We start from the raw sequence: 17,738 nt of genomic DNA, 5'->3' as shown, positions 1-17,738 counted from the left end.
TATTTAATTTGGTACCTGATATTTTTTAAATCCTAATGAAGTTAATGATATACGGTGCTGATAATTTACCAGTGTAGCTTGAGCGCGAGTCATCGTATCTTCATGTAATCTCCATTGCATAACATTGGCCATCTGGCGATATGAAATATCAGGAGTCGCTTCGGCCATTTTAGTTAATCCAATATTTGTCCCCATCGCCATTAACGAAGCCATCACAATAGACTTTTCCTCACCTTTGGGTGGTTGATTTGAAGAAGCGTGAACAAATGATTCTTCAAATCCAGTCCATTCAGCTACCTCCATTAATAAATCAGTGAGTTTAACTCTTGGAAGCATATTATAAAGCGATAAGCTGAAATTTCTAGCTTCTTCAGGAGTATCAGCTTGAAGTCTCTCAACATGTATCTTTTGTTTTTCAATGTTGATACTTTCAACTTTATCAATATTTTTGGAAATCCATTGAAGTTTAGTATTTAAAGTTTCATATCTTTCCTGTATATACTGTTCAAAACTTACATTAACAGCTATATTAATCCCATTAATCTTTGCTTTTCCCCAATCATCTTTAGACACTAAATATTCTTCAAAATCCTTATGCAATCGACTACCTTCAACCCAAACATCACCAGAACGGATATAGTTTTTGAGTTCTGTTAAGGCAGCCATTTCATAATATTGACGGTTAATGTTACCTTCATCATCAAATACATGTTTTTGCCAACGTTTAGGAACAAAATTCAAAGGTGAGCCATCAGGAATTTTCCTTTTTCCAGAATCATTTAATTCGCGTAGGGTATCTAATGCTTTCAATAAAGGCTCTGCTGATTTAGTAGATTTGAACACTAAAGAATCCAACAGGCTAGGAGTATATTTCCTTAAATAGTTATATCGAGTTTTTATTAAATCGAGGTAATCATAATCCATTGGTCTTGATAATAATTTAGCTTCTTCGATCGATTCTACAATTTTATCCCATGGCATTACTTGCTCCAGTGCCACATAGGGATCGATCCCTTCCTCTTTGGCATTAATTAAAGCCGTTCCTATATCTGCGTAATGCACAACTTTTTCATTTACTGACTTTCCATTTTGTTTTTGCATCTCTTCTTGAGTTTTTCTGCCTTTTGCTTGTAACACCATCATTTGTCTATCATGAATTTCAATGGCATGGTCAGTTAAGTCTTGGGAAAGAGTGATTAAGTGAGCAACTAATAATGCATATCTTTTATCTTCTTTAAATCTTCTAAAAGAATGGGGTTCGTATCTAGCCCCAATTCGTGCCAATTGTAAAAGTCTATTGGGGTGTATTAATGCAGTATTGGCTACAATATTCATTTCCTTAATGTACTTTAATCTTTTTATGACCTTTAAAAAAGAATCTGGTGATGACTGTCCGGGAATTTCTCGAAGCCAAGCTAATTGAGTTTTATTATTATTTACCGTTAAATCAATCAACTTTTCTAGTTCACGCTTATGTCTTACAGAAAGATTATTTGTTAGTGTGGCATATATTTTTTTCTCTGCACGTGTTCTTGTTAGCCAAACCATCCTCTCGATTGTTGGTATTGCAGGAAGAATTATTTTTTCCTTTCTTAATAAATCGATTGCAGTGCGTACTAGATACATCGAATTTCCATTTTCCAATGCGGATTTTAAAAGAACATTAGAAATCGTCCGATAATCACTGTTATTAAAGTTTCTATATCCATATACTTGACGTATTTCTTCTAAATGTTCACGTCTAGTTGTATCACGTTGAGCATATGAAGAGTAAACCTCTGGATTTACATTAATTTGATTAGCGACGTATTTAATAAGGCCTTCGGGTATTTCTAACATATTAATTAAAGAACAACCGGGGTTTCTAAGAATGCATAATTGGAGTGCGAACCCTAAGCGATTGTGATCTCTTCTATGACGATTTATAACATCAATATCATAGTCAGATAGACTGTAATAAGAAGTAAATTCATATTCCGATAAATTATTAAGGTTTAAAATTTCCTTTCGCTGTTCTGATGTCAGCAGTTCTTTCACACTCAAATAAAATCAATCCTTATAAATATTTTTGTTATGAACCTAATTTACTTTGTCTAAGTATCTATACAGTGAAGTTTTGCTGATTCCCGTTGCTTCTGTAATTTCGTTGATTGTATAATCCTTACTTTTATACATTTTTATCGCCATTTCAACTTTATCCCTTTTCTTCGATGGTCTGCCACCTTTCCTTCCTCTGGATCTTGCTGCTTGAAGCCTTGATTTTGTCCTCTCGCTAATAATATCTCGCTCTAACTCTGCAATATTTGCCATTGTACGAAAGAAAAACTTCCCCATTGCAGTTGAAGTATCAATACTGTCGTTAATAGAGACAAAATCTACGTCCATATTATTGAATAATTCACTAAGTTCAATTAGATGTTTTGTAGAACGTGAAATACGATCAAGTTTATATACAACAATTTTGTCGCCACTGCGTAAGACTTTAAGAAGTTCTTCTAGTTGGGGTCTATCTTTTCTAGTTCCGGTCAATTTTTCTTTATAAATTTTTTCCACTCCAAATTTTTTAAGGGCGTCAACTTGCATATCCAAGTTTTGTTCCTCTGTACTTACACGTGCATAACCAAATATCATCATTCATCACCTGAAAAAGTAGTTTATAACCCTATATTAGCACCAAAAACGGTATCAGATATTAAAAATGTAACTTTGATTTTAGGAATGAGTTTTGGTTCTACAGATTAATAGAAATAGGTTGTTTTTTTAAAAATATTTATCTGTACCATAAACGGTCGTTTGTGGTATCTTTATGTAAAAGGGATTGGGTAAATTTGGATATTACTCAATGAAGGTATGGGTGTATTAATGGATATAAAAACATTATGGGGTTTAAGGTTTCAGGAATTTTATAGAAAGATGTTCAGATACTATTCAATCATTGGTGCGAATGTTGTTTACTTTTTTCTGATCATTAGTAGTATCTTTATTTATTATTTTAATTTATTCCTTAAGTGGATGCCTCCGCAAATATCTGTTGAAGTAATCTTATCTCTATTTGTAACCTTCCTTTTAATACGGACAAAGGTCCGTACATTTATTAAAAGGGCAGATATATTATTTTTCTTGCCATTAGAAGTGAAATTAAAGTCGTATTTTATTAAATCACTTGTATATAGTTTTGTTATTGATGTTATTAAATTGCTTAGTTTCATTACTGTTTTCTTATCCTTATTTTTACACACAACTAATATAAATCTTCCCGTCCTTTTGTTAATAGTGGGGATTGTTGCTTATAACATTTTAATGAAGTGGACTGAACAATGGTTAGAGAACTATGTACAATTTGTGTTACATAGGTTAATTAGGTTTTTTTCAATATATTTAATGTGCTATTTTTTGTTTAAAAATGACTGGATTTTTGAGTTTCTTTTATTGAGTATAAATTTCGTCCATTTAATTTATTTCATAGGAAAAAAAAGAATTCTGAATTGGCAGTGGCTAATAGATGAAGAAGAAGGTGCCTTATTAAGAAGCTTTAAATTTATTAATATTTTCATGGATGTCCCTAATCTTAAACGTTCTTTTCGGAAAAGACGTTTGCTTACTATGATTCTGAAAAGGTGTATCCCATATAGTCAAAGTAGTACATTCGTATATTTATACTCACACTTATTTGTAAGATATAATGATTACTTTTACCTTTATTTAAGACTTACTTTAATGGGTATATTTGTTAATTATGTTGTACCAACAAGTGGTTGGATTTTTAATCTCCTGATTTTATTTATGACTGGATTTCAAGTAATTCCTTTACAACATGAAATGAAACAAAGTGTATTACTTTATCCTATTTCTAAATCCCAGATAAAAGATTCCTTCTTAAAGTTTGTCTTGGCTATATTATATGCACAATTTTTTATTCTATATTTCGCTATGTTCATTCATACTTCTACTGCTAACTTATTCAATCTTGTAATTGGAAGTTTATTTGTTTATGTATTCGTATATTTCTTTGTATCAAAGAGAGGCAATGTCTCAGGAAGTGCCTTTAAAGAATAGCGTGGTATTCAACTAACGGAGGCTTCAGCTTAACAAGCCAAATAAAAAGTCGGTTCCTTAGCGTGCTGGAATCCGACTTTTTTAGGTTGAAATTTGCTTAGCGTACAAAATTTCCGAAATGTTGGCTGTACCCCAGAATGGGTAAAGAAAAAAATTTATCCCGCATTAATGGGCTGTAAGACCCCTACCTCAACATGGCAGAAGGAACGTAGCCGGGTAGGTGGGGGATGAAGAAAACCCCCACTGATTGAAGTTTCACTTTATGAGCAGGTGTTAAAAATGAATTGGGATGATGCATATATCAATGGGAGTTTTCGGGATATGTGGGATCTTTCGTATCCGTCACAGAGAAATTAGGCTTTTTCTTCAAAATGCCAGTCAGTGGTCGGTGTATTCTATAATAAATTATAGTCTAATCTTAACCTCAGTACCGTCCTTAGCTTTGACATCTACTAGCATGATCCCCTTATAATTTTTCAGTTCCTTGACGATAGGCTTTAGCGTTTTTTTGTCTATTAGAGGAAAGGTAAAGTCCAGTTTTTTGCTTTCGAAGTGCTCTTTTGTCCATTTGTTTGCATTTTGCTGAAAAAATTTTGAAGACAAAATTGAAATAACAATGTTTAAAATAGCATATGGAATTGGGATGGTAAACCGAACGTCTTTTGCTTTCACTTTTACATGCATCATAAGCAAATCACTAATCAATGATGACCGAAACGGTATCCCCGTTTGCCGATTTAATATCAACAATTTGGCCATCTAATTCGTTTTCGATTGCTTCAATAATAAGGCTGATGTCTATATCTTTAACGTATTTTTCCGATTGAGGAATACTCGCTGCGATGCTGTGTCCAGCCATTAATACTGCCTTGACAAGTTTTATAGGCAAATTGACCGTGACGTTATCGTTTTCGGCTGATACAACACGAATTTTTAATGTTTTATCTAAGTATTTAGTCGGTTTTTCAAAAAGCTTATTACCTGTTTCTTCTTTCTCTTTTAATACTTGAATCAGTTCTGATCCCTTATCTGCATCAATCTTCCCTTCTTGAATCATTGTTAACACTCTTGTAATTTCCTCTTTCATGATAAATTCCTCCCTATTCCTCTTTTAAGAGCTTAATGGCTTCTTCTGGTGTGATTTCGCCATTTTCCAACATGGTGACAACTTTTTTCTCGTCTATTTCATTTTTCTGCTGCACATATCCAAGGGATGAAATGATGTCTGTTAGCTTCCCACGAACCGTTGGATACGAAATCCCTAGTTCCTTTTCAACTTCTTTGATATTCCCTCTGCATGTTAAAAATACTTCCACAAAATGAAGCTGATCCTTTGATAAGGATGCCAACTTAGATAATTCAAATTCATTTTCAATCGTAGTGTGACAATGAGAGCACTGCAACTTTGTAATTTTCAATGTTTTACTGCAGACAGGACAATTTGTGATTACTTTATAAGCCATAATGAAATTCCTTCCTTTTAGTTGATTCGATTATATAACAAGAAATTAAAGGTGTAAATAATAAAATTTAAATTTTTTAAACAAAAAATCAATAATATTAATTTGTTTTTTAATATTATTGATTATCCATTTTCGTTATTCATTATGCCAGAGCATTTTTCTGAGGCTGATGATGATCAGTATGTAACAACTTATAAAGACTTAACCATTCGAACATTTTTTAACGAAACAAAGAAAGCACATTTGCCTTTTGTACACGAAGACGTCACATACGAGACTGCACCTAAAATTGATGGCAATGCTTATGCAGTTGGCTATCTTTATAGCGGTACTAAACAAGAATATAAAGATGACGTTTGGAAGTATTTCTTGTATAACGATGTGAAAAATAAAGTAAATATTCAAGATGTTTACACCAACATTTTTAGCACGGTAGAGGAAGTAGCTCAAATTCCGAAACCGAAGTAATAACATTCACATAGCCTATCTAAAATCGACGCTGCTTTGTATACTATAAGAAAGCCGATTTTCACTATCCTAAGAGAAAATCGGCTAGCAACCATTAAGTTATGTCACGCTTAATGAAACTTCTTAACCCATAAAATAGTAAAACAATAAATGTCCCAATTAATAGTGTATAAAATAAAAAATAAGATTGAATAGGTGATTCATCTTCAGGTGACATGGCTAGCATAGGCTGTGTCCATGGATAAATCTGGCCTATTGGTGTGCTGGCAATAATAATAGCTGGGAGAGTAAAAACAATACTAACCGCTAAGGGTACACCAAATGTTTTAGCTCTTAGAGAGATAATTAGTTGCAGAAGAATCAAAGGTAAGCAGGCTAAAATTCCTCTGATCATGAATCCGAGTATGGAAAATATCGGGGGAGTTCCTTCTACTCCTTTGATATAACCAAATCCAATAAAGAAAATGATTAAAATTGACATTGTAATGATCACCATGCGAACTACGGTTAAAAATTTACTTAAAAAAATCTCTGAGTGTTTGATTGGTAAGGCTAAAAGTTGCTTCCATCCGCCTCCCACATGTTCAGTTCTACAAACAAGAGCTGCGTATATTCCAATTAAGATGGGTAAAACAAAAGGACCCATAAATAAGGCGACTTGTGTCCACGCTTCTATCCACGCATTATCTCCAGGTTGCATAAATAGATCATAGTTTTTAAAGAAATTAGTATAGGCCAGGAATACACCTAATAAGGGACCTATTAAATGAATTAACCATAAGTTGGAGCGTTTTAACTTTAATCTTTCAACATATAAAACATTTTTCAAAGTATTCCCTCCTTACTGGACATCTTGTTTGGCAAAATGCATCGATCCGATAAATAATAGGATGCTACCTAATAAGAGACTGACAACAAGGTAGGATGAAAAATCTGGATTCAATCCTAGCCCTTCATACTGCAAAATAACTGTTGATGATTGGCTCGGATAAGCTAGTGGAAGCCACCTCGTCGTTTGACCAGCTGCTAAAAAGAGACCCATCATAGCTGAAATCGACCCAATTAAAATGGAGAAAGCTTGATTTTTAATGGTCATGGACAACCAAAATTGAAAGGCCATAATGGGTAGTACTATAATCAACATACCGTAACAATCGCCAATCAATAGCTCCCATGGAACATTTTCTTCAAATCCTAATATTTTCCCTAAAAATATCATGCCAGCTAGAAAAATAGTCAGTGAAAGAAATAAACTAACGGTTAACCAAACAAATTTACTTAAATAAATTTTAATTCTTGAAATAGGAAGTGATAGAGTTTGTTTCCATCCATTCGCCTGATGTTCAATGTTTGCTATGATCGAGGCTGCCAATGTTGCGGCTAATGGAAAACCAAGACCGAATAACAAACTATTGTCATACAATAAATACATCCACATCGAGCTAGCCTGGAACATCTCAGCTTGTTTTTCTACATATCCAGCACGATAGGTAAGGTTCACTAATTCATATGCTAGGATAAGTAAGGGAACCAATAAAACGATAATCGATAGCGACGAACGTCTTAATTTTAATTTATCTGCCCATAATATCTTTTTCATAGGCTTCCCTCTGCACCAGTTAATTCTAAGAAAATATCTTCAAGTGACCGTTTCACTTCTTCAAGCCGGTATACAGATACTCCTGAATGAACAAGAATAGAGTTGATTTCTGAGGCAAATTCCGGTTCTGTTCGGGATAGCCACAAGAGATCTTTTTGCAAATCCACCTTTAACCCTTTTCTTGTTAATATTTCATTTGCTTTAACTACATCACTAACTCCAACTTTTAAAAGGGGTTTTCGTTTTTCTCTTAATCGTTCAATCGAATCTTGAAAGATCATTTTTCCGTTATTAATGATCCCTACTTGTGTAGCCATTTGATCTATTTCATTTAATAGGTGACTGGATACAAGAACACTCATTCCAGACTCAGGTAATTCTTTAATCAATTCTCGAATCTCTTGAATACCTGAGGGATCTAGTCCATTCGTAGGTTCATCTAGTATTAATAAATCTGGATGGCTAAGTAACGCTGCAGCAATTCCCAGACGTTGTTTCATTCCAAGTGAATACTCTTTTGTTAATCGGTTCGCTGCTTTGGTTAATCTTACAATTTCCAATACTTCTTTAATTCGTCTTTCCGGAAGGTCTCGTAATCTACGAATAACCTCTAAATTTTCATGACCAGTTAAATTTCCATAATATGTTGGAGATTCTACTAACGAGCCGATTCGCTGTAAAATTTGCAGACGGTTTTTGTTCAGGTTTTGACCAAAAATTTCTATACTTCCTTTCGTTGGTTTAATTAATCCTAGCAACATTCTAATTGTTGTTGTTTTTCCGGCACCATTAGGTCCAAGAAATCCATAAATTTGTCCACGTTCAATCCTTAAATTCAAGCCGTCCACAGATATATGCTTTTTATATTGCTTTGTCAGCTCGTTTGTTACTACTATTGGATCTTTCATTTGTTCCTCACCTCATTGCTATCGTAAATGAAATTTTTTTAATACGAACGAAATTCTTCCTAAACATTTACTTAACGAATTGTTTTGAAAATGTTTTCCCTTGATGCTACAGCCTTATAACATCAAGAGTTGTGTAATAATTTAATTATTCAGAACTCTGAACGAGATCTAAATTCTTTCCTGTAACAGCATCTTGAATTTATATTTAATGTAAAATAATACTAAGGTAGAAGGGGGGATCAAGTATGACTTTCAAACTCGAAGATCATAAAATTTTGATTGTGGATGACGATCGGCATATTCTAGATTTATTAATAGCCGTTTTTGAAAAGGAAGGATTTCAAAACATCTTAACAACCACTACAGGAGCGGATACGCTTTTAAAAACTCTACATGAACATCCTCACATTATATTGTTAGATGTGATGTTACCGGATATGGATGGGTTTACTCTATGTAGCAAAATTCGTTCAAATACAGATGTACCTATCTTGTTTTTAACGGCTAAAAATACAGATTTAGATAAATTGCAGGGGTTTAGTTTTGGAGGAGATGACTATATTACCAAGCCTTTTAATCCTTTAGAGGTTGTAGCTCGTGTGAAAGCACAATTAAAGCGTTCTACTAAAGGATTGTTACCGCATTCACGTAAACAGGTGTACGATTATGGCTATTTCAAACTAGATCCCAACACGGCAAGACTTATTGTTGATAGTGTAAGGGTAGAGTGTCCCACTCAGGAAATGAAACTATTACTCTATTTTTGTGAACATCCTAACCAAATTTTGAGCAAACATCAAATCTATAAAGATGTATGGGGGGAATTTTACGGTGGCGATGGTACTGTTATGGTACATGTACGACGATTACGTGAAAAAATAGAGAAAGATCCTAGTCGACCTAAATGGATTAAAACCGTTCGGGGATTAGGGTATATATTTGAAGTAGAAACAAATGAGGGCTTGTTGTGAATTTAAGAAATCGTGTCGCCTTTTACTTCGTTTCACGACTTTTCTATTTAATGCTGATTTGGGGTTTACTTATCGTAATGAGTATTCTTCTTTTCAATTTCTTTCTTGGTCATAATAAAACGGAAACTTCACCATTATCGATCAACAAAATCGTTGAACAGACAGTTGTTACTAATCAAAACATGTCAGTAAGCCTAAATATAAAAGAAGATTTAATAAATAACGAAATGTGGCTCCAAATATTAGATGAACAAGGCAATGAAGTATTTTCTTATAATAAACCTAAAAATATACAAACCCACTATACTCCTGGTGAACTAGTGTCTGATTATCTGTATCCTGCCAAAAAAGGCTATCAGTTATCTACATGGTATAAAACGATAGACAATCAAGATCTAACATGGGTGTTAGGAAAAACAATGACTAGTAATAATCCATTTTTTTATTGGATAAACAATCTGTGGATTATTTCTATAATTGTAATAGGAATGTTGATTGCTTTATTTTTTGGAAAACAATTAGGTGCTCCTTTACTATATATTGCTTATTGGATTGAAAATCTGTCTAAAGGAAAATATGAAGAACCCTCTTATTATTGGAAGTTTCATGCAAAACAACATCGACGAAGCAAAGTCGAATATAAAACGTATCATGAATTGATGCAGGCTCTTTCTAAGCTCACATCTACACTTCAAAGAAACACGGTAGAAAGAGAGTTATTGGAAAAGACAAGGGAAGAGTGGATGACAGGGGTGTCTCATGATTTAAAAACTCCTCTATCTGTTATTAAGGGATATACTGTACTATTATCTTCACATAAATACGATTGGGAGCAAGAACAAGTACGTCAATTTTCCAAAATTATGGAGGAGCGTGTGGAGTATATGGAGCAACTGATTGAAGACTTCAACCTAACTTTTCAATTGAAAAATGCTACTATTCCCATACAACTTGAACAAAAAAACCTAGTACATGTGATCAAAGATATTATAGAGCAGCTGAAAGGATTACCAGAGTCAAAAAACAAGCTATTTTCATTTGAAGCAAATAAAGAAGAAATATTTTTCCATATGGATACAAGATACATAAAGCGGGCATTGGAAAACTTAATTGCTAATAGCATTAAACATAATCCTCCCGAAACGAAAATTAAAGTTATCGTTCATGAAGATCTGTCCGATACAAAACAAATTCGTATTTTAATCGAGGATGATGGAGTAGGTATGGATCAAGAAACGGTTGATCACTTATTCGACCGGTATTTCCGAGGAACGAGTGCCTCTTCTAACAATTCCGGAACTGGATTAGGGATGGCGATTGCAAGACAAATCATTATAGCTCATGGTGGAGGTATTGAAATAAACAGTACACCTCAACTAGGGACCCAGTGTCATATTATTTTTCCACTGGAATAGGAATAATACTGAATAAAAGCCAATGAATCCTTAGCATAGGGATCATTGGCTTTCTTTACGTCGAAATTTGTTCACTGTATGTTTTCCGCTTTTTATTGGCAGGACCCTATTATGTTAAATCGATAATATAATAACACAGTTGACAAAACGCACAGCGTTGTTATATAGGTAACAAAATAATGTTTTTTAGCGAAAAGGATGTGGAATGATGACACAACATAAAGATCAGACTAGTGGAGAAGATCAAAAAATTAAAATTGAGCGTGTACAAACTGGAATTAGAATGGAAAAAAGAATGGTGAAAGTTTTGAAAGCAATGGCAGAGTATCACGATATTTCAGTGGGTGTTCTTCTTGAAAAAATTGTTCTTCATGCTTTTGAAAATAAACCTGTGTTTACCGAAGAGAGTCTGGAAAAGGTGAAAGCTATAAAAGAAGTTTACGATATGGATTATGGGTTAGAAACGAGTCGTCGCTGGAATGATTCAGAAAACTAGAATGATTATTTTAGGTACAGTATCATTTTGATTTTTTTGTAATCGGATCTGTGAAGTAAAGAAATGAAATTACCAGGAGCGATATCACATGAAATTTAGTACATTAACAATATTTGATCATTACGCCAATCAATCATCTCGAACTCCTAGACAATTCTACAACGAAGTATTGGAGCAAAGCGTTCGAGCTGAAGAAATGAATTTTGATGGGGTATGGTTTACAGAGCATCATTTTTCAGATTTTGGCATTAATCCTTCTCCAGCAGTTCTGCTCGCTGCGGTATCTCAAAGAACGAATAGAATTCGCCTTGGTGTAGGTGTTTCAGTACTTCCATTACATAAACCTTTACGAATTGCTGAGGATTACGCAGTTGTTGATCTTTTATCAAATGGGAGATTAGATTTGGGGTTAGGTAGTGGGAATAGTCAGAAGGAATTTGATGGTTATAATATTTCATGGGAGGACAAAAGTGAGCGTTTTAATGAGTCTCTAGAGGTATTACGTAAGGCGTGGTCAGGGAAGTCTTTTTCTCATCAAGGGAAGTTTTTTCAATACAAAGATCTTAAACTTAGTGTCCAGCCAATTCAAGCTCCGTTTCCTCCTCATTGGATTGCAGCCTCTAGTGAAGAAGGTGTTAGTCATGTTGCTAGTATGGGAAGTCAGTTCATAGCGCTTGGATTTAGCAAATCACGGGATGAACTAGCAAAGCTGATTGATACATACAAAAACATGTATCTGAAATCGGGATACGGTAATCCAGATCAATTAGAAATCCCTGTTGCCTTCCACGTTCATGTTGGTGAAACATATGCAGATGCTGAATCCAATGCAAAAGATCCTTATCAACTATTTATGAATACCCCGCGTGGGACGAATATCTCGTATGATATCCTTAAACAGAAGCTTAATCCAGTAATCGGAAGTCCAGATGAAGTGATTAAACAAGTTCAGTCTTACCGTGAAATAGGTGTTACGAATTTTATGGCCATAATGAATTTTGGTGGATTAGAACACCATAAAGTGCTTTCATCCTTAGACTTATTTGGTAAGTATGTAATTCCTGAATGTAAGTAAAAAATGGATTGTTCCCCAAAACAAAAAATGAACTTAAAGATGACGTTTGGAAATATTTCTTGTACATTTGTTCTACAAGAGAAGTATATTGATCTGACAACTCCTACCGCTAAAGCAGTAGGAGTTGTCAGAGACTCAATCAGAGGAACTTATCTTCTATTTTATGGTGTTTACATTTACAATACTTTTTTCTCGGACCTTCATATGGGTCCTGTTTACAATTAGGACAATCATCGAATTTATGATGTTTACACTTTGATTTTATAACTTCGTATGGACGCATCATTTCATGATCCTCATGTTCTAGAATGTGACAATGCCACACGTATTTTCCAGGGTAAGGAGAGAATTGTGCGATAATCGATGTTACTTCTCCAGGATTTGCTCTTACTGTATCCTTCCAACCTCTTTCATTGAGATCAGGTTGTACCGCTTCACCGGTGTAGATTACTTCACCTGTATCTAAAAATTTTTGCACATTAAAAGGTCTTCTTTCTAGTATTTGAAATTGAACTAGGTGTACATGAATAGGGTGAGTATCTGGTGTGGTATTTACTAGGTTCCATACCTCAGTAGTTCCTAAAATAGGTGTCTCTGATATTAAGTTCATCCATTCTTTATTGTCAAGAAGTAGCTTTAAACGGCCAAATTCATCCTCTGCTTCAATTAAACTTAGTTCTCTTTGTTTACAAGCATCTTCTGGAGATAATCTTTTAATTTTAGAAAGTTTTGTTGGTACTTTACTCTTATCAGTTCCCTCTAAATGTTTGACGACCTTAAATTTCATCACTTGACCAGTTGTATTTGGATCTGCAGGATCTTCAGATACACCAGTAAACGGACCATCTGGACCAAGATTTCGTAACACTATTTCTTTCCCGTCAAACTTTGTGAAATCAACAATAACATCAGCTCTTTCAGCTGGTCCAAGAATGATTTCTTTTAACGTAACAGGAGTTTCTAATAAGCCACCATCAGTTCCGATTTGTATAAATTGTAAATTCTTATTATCAAATTTTAAAATATAAAAGCGAGAATTTGATCCATTTAATAAACGGAAGCGGTATTTTCGTGGCTCAACATTTAAGAATGGCCAAACCTTTCCATTTACAAGAATCGTATTCCCGAAAAACTCAGGAATGATAGAAGGGTCCGGTAGTCCATCTCCTTCACAGCTTCCATTTTCTAGCTCATTCGGACAACTTGGATAGAACAATGAACCATCCTCATTGAAGGAACGATCTTGGATAACCAAAGGAATTTCATACGGGCCTTCTGGAAGCTTTAGTGATTTTTCTTCATTATCGCGAATTAAGTAAAACCCAGCTAACCCAGCATATACATTCAATCTCGTTATGCCCAATGCATGGTCGTGATACCAAAGGGCTGTTGCCCGTTGATCATTTGGATATTGATAAGTTTTTTGCTCAAATAATGGACCAACGTTCTCAAAATCCTTCGAGAACCAAGCTTCTGGATAGCCGTCACTCTCTGGCGGTGTTGAACCACCGTGAAGATGCACAACTGTTCGAACTTCTAGATTAGTAGGAGCTGCTCCATGAACGGTTTGATCAACAGGGAGTAGATGATCTAATGGTAAGTTGTTCTTCCACTTTACATGAACACATTCTCCTCTATTCACTTCAAAAGTTGGACCCGGATACGTTCCTTCATACCCCCAAACAGTTGTAGGGAAGGGCAGTTCACTGTGCAATTGCTGTGTAAATTCAGACATTGTAACTTCGTAGTAAGAACACTGTTTTTTTCTACTTATTGGCTGAAGAGTACGCGGAATAGGAAGTGGGTCTATAAACTTCGTCAATGAATTACTTAACAACTGCTTACTTTTTTCTTCATTCATATTTTTACCTCTCAATTCGGTATATTAAAAGGTTCATTCCTTTTGTATTATTAAATTCAACGTTATATTAAATGTGTGGATTTACGGACAATGTAAAAGGCACATTTCTATCGTTTTTACAAAGTTAACAATCAGTAGGTAAAGATTATTATCGTTTGCCAGGCATAAAATTACCGTTTCTTAGTGAATTATCTTTAACAAATATTAATAAATAGAAAAGAGCCCAACTTTGTGGACTCGACTTAAATTAATAATTCGATTTGTTATATTTTTCTTGGATAATTTCGTTCAAACTTAGCTCTTATGTGAAACAGTGATTGATTATTTTACCCTTGCCAAACCTCGTCCAATGTTTCCCTAAAGAACGTATCTAATTTTTCCGTCGGATCGGGAAGGGCGCAGTTCATCGTTTTAGCGTAGGCTTCAAGGCGAATGATTTCTTCGTGAAGAAACTCATTAATCAATGAGATGGGCGCCTCTTTATCCAGCTCGTCACCGGCCATTTTTCTTTTTAGCAGCCTCTCTATCTCGCTTTTAACCTTTCCTTCAGGGATCATGTTTTCTAGCAATGTTTGAAACTCAAGCGGTGGAAATTCATTGAATTGCTCGATCCATTTAGAGGCGAGAACGGGGCGAAGCGCATAAAAATATTTTTTTAGCTTCACTTGATCACGCTGCAAATGCTCACGGTAATTTTTGCGCGTCATATTTAAGTAATGATACATACACGAGTGAGGCGCAAATATATCTTTCTCAAGTTGTTTCATCCGCTCCATCGTTGAAAAAGCAGTGTAATAAACGATCGGTGAATGCATCCACTCCAAAAGCGGCGGATTCGATTTGCGAAAAAGTTTCAACGCTTTCGTCAGCTCCCATCCGCTCATATCGAGCAGATCATCAATTGGCAGCTCAATCACATCTCGCTTTTTGCCAACACCCACAGGATCAATGCTTAAATAATGATCTTTCTTATGTACATAAATAAATCGCACATCGTAATCACTATCTTTAGAAGGGAATCCCCAAGCCCGGCTTCCAGATTCGCAGGCGTAGACGATTTTGACTTGATGATGTTTTTCTATTTCATTGATGGTTGTTAAAATTCTTGTTTTCATGAGATGGTCTCCTTATGTTCTTTCTCTCCATTTTATAGGAGGAAAAAGGCTCAATCAATTGGTGTACAAAATAAAGTGGATATAGTATGGAGAAGGAGACACGGAAGAACTGGGGATTATGGAAAATGATTTTGTACCTTCTGTTAATATATGAATATATTGACAATTATCAATATTAAAGATAAAATGTAAGCGCATACAAAGATTGCTACCATGAGGAACCTTGACGAAGAAAACAGTCGAAGGGAGAATGGTTATGCCAAAAATGATGTTTCGATTAGACTTAAGTAAACCAATGGAGGAGCAAGCACATCCAGGCCATAATCGCTGGCATCCGGATATTCCAGCTGCCTTTTCGGTAGAGCCGGGTACCGCGTTTCGAATGGACTGTAAAGATTGGACAGACGGACAAATCAGTAATAATGATGATCCAAGTGATATCCGTGATGTCAATTTGTCACGGGTGCATGTGTTGAGCGGTCCTGTATATGTGAATGGAGCGGAACCTGGTGATTTATTAGTCGTTGATATTTTGGACATCGGGGCGTTTCAGGGAGAAGAATGGGGCTTTAACGGCATCTTCTCTAAAGAAAATGGAGGTAGCTTCTTAACGGATCATTATCCGGAAGCGGCCAAGTCGATTTGGGACTTTGAAGGAATTTATACAACGTCCCGACATGTGCCGGGTGTAAAATTTGCTGGAGTGATTCATCCAGGGTTAATTGGCGTAGCCCCTTCGATGGAGCTATTAAATAAATGGAATGAACGTGAGAAAGCACTGCTAGAAACTGATCCAGATCGAGTGCCAACGCTGGCTAATTTACCGAATCCTGAGCGAGCGGTACTAGGGACATTAAAAGGAGCCGAATTTGATCGGGTGGCGAAAGAAGGAGCAAGAACCGTTCCGCCGAGGGAAAACGGTGGAAACTGCGATATTAAAAACCTATCAAAAGGATCCCGAATTTTCTTCCCGGTATTTGTAGATGGAGCGAAGTTATCGGTTGGGGATCTTCACTTCTCGCAAGGAGATGGCGAAATCACTTTTTGTGGCGGCATCGAAATGGCGGGATGGATCGACTTGAAGGTCGATGTGATTAAAGGCGGAATGGAGAAATACAATATTACAGAAAATCCAGTGTTTAAACCTGGTCCAGTGGAACCGAACTACAATGATTTTTTAGTGTTTGAAGGAATTTCTGTTGATGAAAAGAGCGGCAAGCAGCACTACTTAGACGCGACTTTAGCTTATCGTCGAGCGTGTTTGAATGCGATTGAATATATGAAAACGCTTGGCTATACAGGGGAACAGGCCTATATGATCTTAAGTACGGCTCCGATCGAGGGACGAATTAACGGCATTGTCGACATCCCGAATGCATGCTGTACGGTGGCCATTCCTACTCAAATTTTTGATAAAAATATTTTGCCGAAATAAGAACGAGTGGAGGGAGGAGTATGCCGAGTTACACATTTCGCTGTCCGGCGTGCGGAGATTTCACATTGTTTTTTAAATCAATGAGCGGCAGTAAAGAACAAATCGATTGTCCAGCATGTCAGCAAGAGTCTATGCGTGTCTATGCTCCTCCTTTAGTATCGACGTCTTCAAAGGGGTTAATGAATCGCATTGAACGTGGAATGGAGCCGCGCAGGATGACACGCGAACAGCTGGGGCCGAACCAAACAGATAAAAAGCCACGAATAGCAAATCGACCGTGGCAGGTAGGGAATTGAGTTGCTCTTTTTGAAGAGCAGCTCTATTTTTTATGGAGAAATATTTATTTAATTACTTCCAAGGTTTAAGGAGTGAATATAACGGTTTCTTTGTATTTTCTACCTGACGATTTATATCCATCTTTCAGCTGAACCGGTTCATCTTCCCAAGTTAAAACGATTTCTAATTTTTCTGTCTCGACTTTAACAGGAAAATTCGAGAAGCTAAAAAACTGATTTGTTTCCACAAGGTCATCCTTCATCTGGGGTGCAAGTCCAAACATTTTGTTCGTACCAGCTTCATTCCTATATACCTCTAGGCTAGCATTGTATGCTTTCTTCCCCTTATTAGTCACCAAAAGACTGTATACTTCAAATTTTCCTACTTCCCCTTTATCGTTTGAGGGTTCTAATAATTCAATTTTCCATTGTTCCGTTTCTTCAATTGCCGGAACTTTAAATTCCGCTTTTGTATCAATTGGCAGCATGAATGTAAATAATAATAACATCAACATTCTTATCTTTTTCAAGTACCGCAACTCCTTTTGATGTTGTTTCTTTGAAGATAAGTATTCCAGTAAAATGGGGAAGTATTCAACG

General features: G+C 35.6%; 18 protein-coding genes and 1 pseudogene. 8 read left to right on the top strand and 11 right to left on the bottom strand.

Features of this window, described 5'->3' with window-relative positions:
- Window positions 1-36 precede the first annotated feature (36 nt).
- A pseudogene (locus WDJ61_RS10135) lies at window positions 37-2,043 on the bottom strand (Tn3 family transposase); the annotation flags it as partial.
- A 36-nt stretch (window positions 2,044-2,079) separates the two neighbouring features.
- Complete coding sequence (locus WDJ61_RS10130) at window positions 2,080-2,631, bottom strand: recombinase family protein (protein ID WP_338749315.1); 552 nt, start codon at window positions 2,629-2,631, stop codon at window positions 2,080-2,082.
- Between the two features lie 219 nt (window positions 2,632-2,850).
- Here WDJ61_RS10130 and WDJ61_RS19095 point away from each other — a divergent pair, with 219 nt between their 5' ends.
- Entirely contained in the window at window positions 2,851-4,056 is a 1,206-nt protein-coding gene (locus tag WDJ61_RS19095; RefSeq protein WP_413789006.1) for an ABC transporter permease, read from the top strand.
- Between the two features lie 405 nt (window positions 4,057-4,461).
- Here the strand turns inward: WDJ61_RS19095 and WDJ61_RS10125 are convergent, their stop codons facing one another.
- From WDJ61_RS10125 to WDJ61_RS10115, 3 genes are read right to left on the bottom strand one after another with little or no spacing between them, the layout of a single operon-like run.
- The gene (locus tag WDJ61_RS10125; protein WP_338749314.1) at window positions 4,462-4,743 is read right to left on the bottom strand and encodes a hypothetical protein; all 282 of its coding nucleotides are present in this window, start codon (window positions 4,741-4,743) and stop codon (window positions 4,462-4,464) included.
- Window positions 4,744-4,753: 10 nt separating this feature from the next.
- On the bottom strand, window positions 4,754-5,143 hold the full coding sequence (locus WDJ61_RS10120; RefSeq protein ID WP_338749313.1) for an SHOCT-like domain-containing protein: 390 nt from the start codon (window positions 5,141-5,143) through the stop codon (window positions 4,754-4,756).
- Between the two features lie 13 nt (window positions 5,144-5,156).
- Window positions 5,157-5,519 carry a DUF2089 domain-containing protein gene (locus WDJ61_RS10115; RefSeq protein ID WP_338749312.1) on the bottom strand — a complete coding sequence of 121 codons (363 nt, stop codon included), beginning with the start codon at window positions 5,517-5,519 and terminating at the stop codon, window positions 5,157-5,159.
- A gap of 102 nt (window positions 5,520-5,621) precedes the next feature.
- Here WDJ61_RS10115 and WDJ61_RS10110 point away from each other — a divergent pair, with 102 nt between their 5' ends.
- Complete coding sequence (locus tag WDJ61_RS10110) at window positions 5,622-5,987, top strand: hypothetical protein (protein ID WP_338749310.1); 366 nt, start codon at window positions 5,622-5,624, stop codon at window positions 5,985-5,987.
- Between the two features lie 94 nt (window positions 5,988-6,081).
- Here the strand turns inward: WDJ61_RS10110 and WDJ61_RS10105 are convergent, their stop codons facing one another.
- Genes WDJ61_RS10105 through WDJ61_RS10095 form a run of 3 tightly spaced genes read right to left on the bottom strand, consistent with a single transcriptional unit; the run spans window position 6,082 to window position 8,495 of the window.
- On the bottom strand, window positions 6,082-6,816 hold the full coding sequence (locus tag WDJ61_RS10105) for an ABC transporter permease (RefSeq protein WP_338749308.1): 735 nt from the start codon (window positions 6,814-6,816) through the stop codon (window positions 6,082-6,084).
- 12 nt (window positions 6,817-6,828) lie between these two features.
- A complete protein-coding gene (locus WDJ61_RS10100; RefSeq protein WP_338749306.1) occupies window positions 6,829-7,587 on the bottom strand; it encodes an ABC transporter permease in 759 nt (252 codons plus the stop codon).
- Window positions 7,584-8,495, bottom strand: coding sequence for an ABC transporter ATP-binding protein (locus WDJ61_RS10095; protein WP_338749304.1), 912 nt, complete (start codon window positions 8,493-8,495; stop codon window positions 7,584-7,586). Before WDJ61_RS10095 ends, WDJ61_RS10100 begins: the two co-directional genes overlap by 4 nt.
- 245 nt (window positions 8,496-8,740) lie before the next feature.
- Here WDJ61_RS10095 and WDJ61_RS10090 point away from each other — a divergent pair, with 245 nt between their 5' ends.
- The 4 genes from WDJ61_RS10090 (at window position 8,741) to WDJ61_RS10075 (ending at window position 12,452) form a co-directional block, all read left to right on the top strand.
- Window positions 8,741-9,466 (top strand): response regulator transcription factor, encoded by a 726-nt coding sequence (locus WDJ61_RS10090; RefSeq protein ID WP_338749302.1) that lies wholly within the window; start codon window positions 8,741-8,743, stop codon window positions 9,464-9,466.
- Complete coding sequence (locus WDJ61_RS10085) at window positions 9,463-10,881, top strand: HAMP domain-containing sensor histidine kinase (protein ID WP_338749300.1); 1,419 nt, start codon at window positions 9,463-9,465, stop codon at window positions 10,879-10,881. Before WDJ61_RS10090 ends, WDJ61_RS10085 begins: the two co-directional genes overlap by 4 nt.
- A 208-nt stretch (window positions 10,882-11,089) precedes the next feature.
- A complete protein-coding gene (locus WDJ61_RS10080; RefSeq protein WP_338749298.1) occupies window positions 11,090-11,377 on the top strand; it encodes a hypothetical protein in 288 nt (95 codons plus the stop codon).
- 88 nt (window positions 11,378-11,465) lie between these two features.
- Window positions 11,466-12,452, top strand: coding sequence for an LLM class flavin-dependent oxidoreductase (locus WDJ61_RS10075; protein WP_338749296.1), 987 nt, complete (start codon window positions 11,466-11,468; stop codon window positions 12,450-12,452).
- A gap of 139 nt (window positions 12,453-12,591) precedes the next feature.
- Here WDJ61_RS10075 and WDJ61_RS10070 read toward each other — a convergent pair whose 3' ends face one another.
- Window positions 12,592-14,313: a multicopper oxidase gene (locus WDJ61_RS10070; RefSeq protein WP_338749294.1), complete on the bottom strand. Its 1,722-nt coding sequence runs from the start codon at window positions 14,311-14,313 to the stop codon at window positions 12,592-12,594.
- A gap of 326 nt (window positions 14,314-14,639) precedes the next feature.
- On the bottom strand, window positions 14,640-15,428 hold the full coding sequence (locus WDJ61_RS10065) for a nucleotidyltransferase domain-containing protein (protein WP_338749292.1): 789 nt from the start codon (window positions 15,426-15,428) through the stop codon (window positions 14,640-14,642).
- 256 nt (window positions 15,429-15,684) lie between these two features.
- On the opposite strand from WDJ61_RS10065, the gene fmdA reads away from it, so the two are divergent.
- Together fmdA and WDJ61_RS10055 are read left to right on the top strand one after the other, a co-directional pair.
- On the top strand, window positions 15,685-16,863 hold the full coding sequence (gene fmdA, locus WDJ61_RS10060; protein WP_338749290.1) for a formamidase: 1,179 nt from the start codon (window positions 15,685-15,687) through the stop codon (window positions 16,861-16,863).
- A 20-nt stretch (window positions 16,864-16,883) separates the two neighbouring features.
- Window positions 16,884-17,159, top strand: coding sequence for an FmdB family zinc ribbon protein (locus tag WDJ61_RS10055; protein WP_338749288.1), 276 nt, complete (start codon window positions 16,884-16,886; stop codon window positions 17,157-17,159).
- A gap of 65 nt (window positions 17,160-17,224) precedes the next feature.
- Here WDJ61_RS10055 and WDJ61_RS10050 read toward each other — a convergent pair whose 3' ends face one another.
- Entirely contained in the window at window positions 17,225-17,668 is a 444-nt protein-coding gene (locus WDJ61_RS10050; RefSeq protein ID WP_338749286.1) for a hypothetical protein, read from the bottom strand.
- Window positions 17,669-17,738 lie beyond the last annotated feature (70 nt).

Source organism: Bacillus sp. FJAT-52991 (assembly GCF_037201805.1).
Classification (GTDB): domain Bacteria; phylum Bacillota; class Bacilli; order Bacillales; family Domibacillaceae; genus Bacillus_CE; species Bacillus_CE kandeliae.
Note: the sequence above shows the minus strand (reverse complement) of the source record. Positions and strands in the feature narration are given on the sequence as shown.